Raw genomic sequence first — 3945 nt, forward strand, 5'->3', positions numbered from 1 at the left:
CGCCCACGCGCGACACCGAAGTACCGACATCGATGGCGGGACGAACGCCCGAGTTAAACAGGTCGGTATCCAGGAAAATCTGTCCGTCTGTAATCGAGATCACGTTCGTCGGAATATAAGCGGAGACGTCCCCGGCCTGCGTCTCAATAATGGGCAGGGCCGTCATGGATCCGCCGCCTTTCATCAGCGGCTTTAGCTGGTCGGGCACATTATTCATCTGTTTTGCAATCTCATTGTCGTCAATAATTTTGGCCGCACGCTCCAGCAGGCGACTGTGCAGATAAAAAACATCACCCGGGTAGGCCTCACGTCCCGGCGGCCGCCTCAACAAGAGCGAGAGCTCGCGATAAGCCACAGCCTGTTTCGAAAGGTCGTCATAGATCACCAGGGCATGTCGGCCGGTATCCCGGAAATATTCCCCGATTGCCGCACCCGCAAAGGGAGCGATAAAGCGCATCGGCGCGCTTGAGCTGGCCGGAGCTGACACAATGATAGAATAATCGATCGCATTGTTATCTTCCAGGGCTTTCGCGATGCCTGCCACGGTGGAACCTTTTTGACCCACGGCTACATAAATACAATGCACAGGCTTATCGGTATCCTGTGTTTCCCGCTGGTTAATGATCGTATCAACCGCAACGGAGGTTTTTCCCGTCTGGCGGTCTCCGATAATCAGCTCCCGCTGTCCCCGACCGATGGGAATCAGGGAATCGATCGCTTTAATCCCCGTCTGTACCGGTTCCGTTACCGGTTCCCTGTAAATAACGCCCGGCGCTTTGCGCTCCAGCGGGATGCGGATCGTATCCCCGGAGACCGGCCCCTTGCCGTCAAGCGGTCGTCCCAGCGGGTCGATCACACGACCCAGCAGGCCATCGCCTACATTAATAGATGCGATATCCTTGGTCCTTCGTACCGTATCTCCCTCCTCAACGGCGCTGATAGAGCCAAAGAGCACGATACCCACATTATCTTCTTCGAGGTTCAGCACCATTCCGCGGACAGAATTCCCGTCCTTGTCTTTAGAATCGGGCAAATCCACAAGCTCTCCGGCCTGTACTTTAGACAAACCGTATACGCGGGCAATGCCGTCCCCTACTTCGAGGACCGTTCCCACGTCATAGACGTCCGCTTCGTTGTCGAAGCCGGACAATTGTTTTCGTAATATTGCTGAAACTTCGTCTGGTCTAACTTGACTCATTGGTTTTAATGTGATTTAAAACGTATTTAATTTCTATTCTACAGCAGTTGAAAGCAGGGATTCTTCAAGCTTGGCCAATTGATGCTTAACCGTACCATCAATGACCGTGTCGTCAATGCGAACAGCCATTCCTCCCATGAGTGATTCATCAAGGATGAGATTGAGGTCCACTTTCTTCTGCGTTTTTTTCTCCAGCGTGCGGTGCAGGGATTCCCGCTGCCCCTCATTCAGCTCCTCAGCGACAAACACGTCAATGGTAATAATGCCGGCATGCTCTTTATGTTTGGCGACGAAAGCGTTCACGACATCCACCAGCAGATTTATGCGGTCTTTGCGCGCCAGCAAGTTGATAAAAAGCCGGGTAGCTTCCTGCAAGTCGTCAAAAAAAAGCTCCTCGAGTACCGCTACCTTGTCATCAAATTTGATAATCGGACTTTTTAAAAACGTTACAAGCTCTTTTGAGCCCTCCATGGTATTCCGGATGAGGATAATATCATCGAGAATTTGATCAAGCTCGTTCCGCTCTTTTGCCACCTCTAAAAGAGCCGTGGCATATCTTCTGGCCGCTTTGGTTGAATGCATCTGCCTTATAAACCTTAGTTTTTAGAGACGTCTTCGATAAAGTTATCCACCAATTCGCTGTTTTTCCGGGTATCCAGTTCAGCATCGATTATTTTGGAGGCAGACTGCATGGCCAGATGAACAACTTCATCGCGAAGCTCCATGAGCGCGCGTTTCTTTTCCTGCTCAATCGTTTCTTTAGCCTGGCTAATCAGTTGGGCAGCCTCTTCCTTGGACTTCTCAATCCGCTCGGCACGGAGCATCTCTGCATCCTCGATTGCTTCTTTCCGAATTTGCTGAGCTTTTCGTTCCGCTTCCCTCAGTGCCTTCTCATTATCTTTGGAAAGCTTTTCAGCCCTGCTGAGAGCCTTTTCGGCCGACTCCAGAGAATCTTTGATGCGACTTTCCCGCTCCTCGAGCGAATCCATAATGAGAGGTACGGCATATTTTCCCATGATCCACAAAAAGAGGATCATAGTAATAAGGACCCAGATAGCGAACCCCCCGTTAAAGGAGAGTATTCCGCCTCCACCTGCTAATAATAGCGTCATGATTCGGTGTTTGTAAGATTATCTGTTATTTGTTTACACTCCGAGCGCGAGAAGAATACAGACAATAGCACCAATAAGCGCCACACCCTCAATAAGGGCAGCCGTCAAAATCATGGCACCGCGAATATCGCCGGAAGCTTCAGGTTGACGAGCAATACTTTCGGTAGCACCTTTACCGATCATCCCGATTCCGATACCGGCTCCGACTGCTACAATTCCTGCTCCGATTCCTGCTGCTAATAAACCCATAGTATTTACCTGTTATGTTTAGTTGTTGTTTGGATTATTGAGTATGAGTAAAAAAGTAGAGTTAAGCATGAGCCTCAATTCCTTCTTCATGATGCTCGTGCTCTTCCGCTGCCATCCCGATGAACACGGCTGAAAGCAGCGTAAATATATAAGCCTGCAAGACTCCGATAAATGCTTTTAATATGTATAAGGCGACCGTCAGGGGAACCGACAGGAAACTCACGCTCACGCCCGCAGCCGCTCCGAAAAGATCCGTAAAAATAAAGATCAGCCCCAAGATACAGATGATCATAATTTTGCCCGAAAGCATGTTTGCAAACAGACGAACAGCCAGGGCAAAAGGCTTGGTAAAAAGCCCGATAATTTCAATGGGCGTAAGAATAATACGCATTAACGGCGGCACGCCCGGAAACCAAAACACATGCTCCCAGTGATCTTTAGAGCCGTTCCACTGCGTGATCACAAAGGTGAAAAAAGCCAAAATAGCCGTTACCGTAATATCAGCCGTTGCCGTAACGCCCCAGGGCATTAAGCCAAACAAGTTCATAAAGGTAATAGCTATAAAGACGGCAAAAAGATAGGGAACAAATTTACGGTACTTGTCGTCCGGAATGTTTTTCTGTGCAATTTCATCCTGAACAAACACAAAGGTAATCTCAAAAAGATTCTGAAACCATCCCCTGGGTTCTGTTTTCCTCCCTGTTCCCCTGTTGTAACGGCGGGCCATGGCGATTGTCAGCCATAGCGTCAACAACACCCCAAACCATACATACATAAGATGAGAGGTTATGGACATATCCAGGGAAATCTCCCCTCCGCCGGCGGGAACGAGCGCTCCGTCTTCTTCAACAAACGCTCCTGAGTCCAGGGCGGCCTGGGTACTCGAATAGAAATACCATTCTCCATCAACCAGCAGGATGCGCGGAAGATGCAATTCATAACCCGGCAAATCCAAATAATGATGGTCAACGACCTTTCCTATAACATCGATGGGAGAATCCGAACTCTGTTCGTCGGTCTCTGCAGCTTTTACAAAAGGGATAACACAAAAGAAAATCAGTAAGGAGACGAAAACGCGCCGAAAGGCCTGTAGCATTTACTTTTTAGTTGTCAGTTTGCAGGATTTTGTTGATTAAAATGATCTCAATTACAGAATGGAGAATATACAAAATTATGAAACTAACTGTAAAATAAATTTGGTGGAATTTTGTCACCATTAAAATAACGACCAGCATAATGATAACGAACACAAAACGCAGGGACAGAATTGTCCAAAACCGCCGGTAAAATATCTTGTGCCTTTTATTCCGAAAATTCCGGAGCACAGGATAGTAGGATGCTACGAAAAGAAAACTCAACAGATAAGCCAGCGCCAACTCCCCCATA

Annotated in this window: 5 protein-coding genes; all 5 read right to left on the minus strand. The window is 48.3% G+C overall.

Features of this window, described 5'->3' with window-relative positions; translation table 11 throughout:
• Positions 1-1198, minus strand: a 1198-nt coding sequence (gene atpA, locus ACESLU_RS12555) for a F0F1 ATP synthase subunit alpha (protein WP_372638985.1), incomplete at its 3' end; no start/stop codon positions are given.
• Between the two features lie 33 nt (positions 1199-1231).
• A complete protein-coding gene (gene atpH, locus ACESLU_RS12560; RefSeq protein WP_372638986.1) occupies positions 1232-1780 on the minus strand; it encodes an ATP synthase F1 subunit delta in 549 nt (182 codons plus the stop codon).
• A gap of 14 nt (positions 1781-1794) precedes the next feature.
• Positions 1795-2310, minus strand: coding sequence for a F0F1 ATP synthase subunit B (atpF, locus tag ACESLU_RS12565; RefSeq protein WP_372638987.1), 516 nt, complete (start codon positions 2308-2310; stop codon positions 1795-1797).
• A gap of 33 nt (positions 2311-2343) precedes the next feature.
• Positions 2344-2559 (minus strand): ATP synthase F0 subunit C, encoded by a 216-nt coding sequence (atpE, locus tag ACESLU_RS12570; protein WP_073058961.1) that lies wholly within the window; start codon positions 2557-2559, stop codon positions 2344-2346.
• Positions 2560-2620: 61 nt separating this feature from the next.
• Positions 2621-3655 carry a F0F1 ATP synthase subunit A gene (atpB, locus tag ACESLU_RS12575; protein ID WP_372638988.1) on the minus strand — a complete coding sequence of 345 codons (1035 nt, stop codon included), beginning with the start codon at positions 3653-3655 and terminating at the stop codon, positions 2621-2623.
• Positions 3656-3945: the final 290 nt, after the last annotated feature.

Origin of the sequence: Fodinibius sp. (assembly GCF_041642155.1) — a bacterium.
Classification (GTDB): Bacteria; Bacteroidota; Rhodothermia; order Balneolales; family Balneolaceae; genus Fodinibius.

What these genes read in the sequence shown, in the direction of transcription:
- atpH (WP_372638986.1), bottom strand. Translation starts at nt 1,780, where the DNA reads ATGCATTCAACCAAAGCGGCCAGAAGATATGCCACGGCTCTTTTAGAG.
- atpF (WP_372638987.1), bottom strand. Translation starts at nt 2,310, where the DNA reads ATGACGCTATTATTAGCAGGTGGAGGCGGAATACTCTCCTTTAACGGG.
- atpE (WP_073058961.1), bottom strand. Translation starts at nt 2,559, where the DNA reads ATGGGTTTATTAGCAGCAGGAATCGGAGCAGGAATTGTAGCAGTCGGA.
- atpB (WP_372638988.1), bottom strand. Translation starts at nt 3,655, where the DNA reads ATGCTACAGGCCTTTCGGCGCGTTTTCGTCTCCTTACTGATTTTCTTT.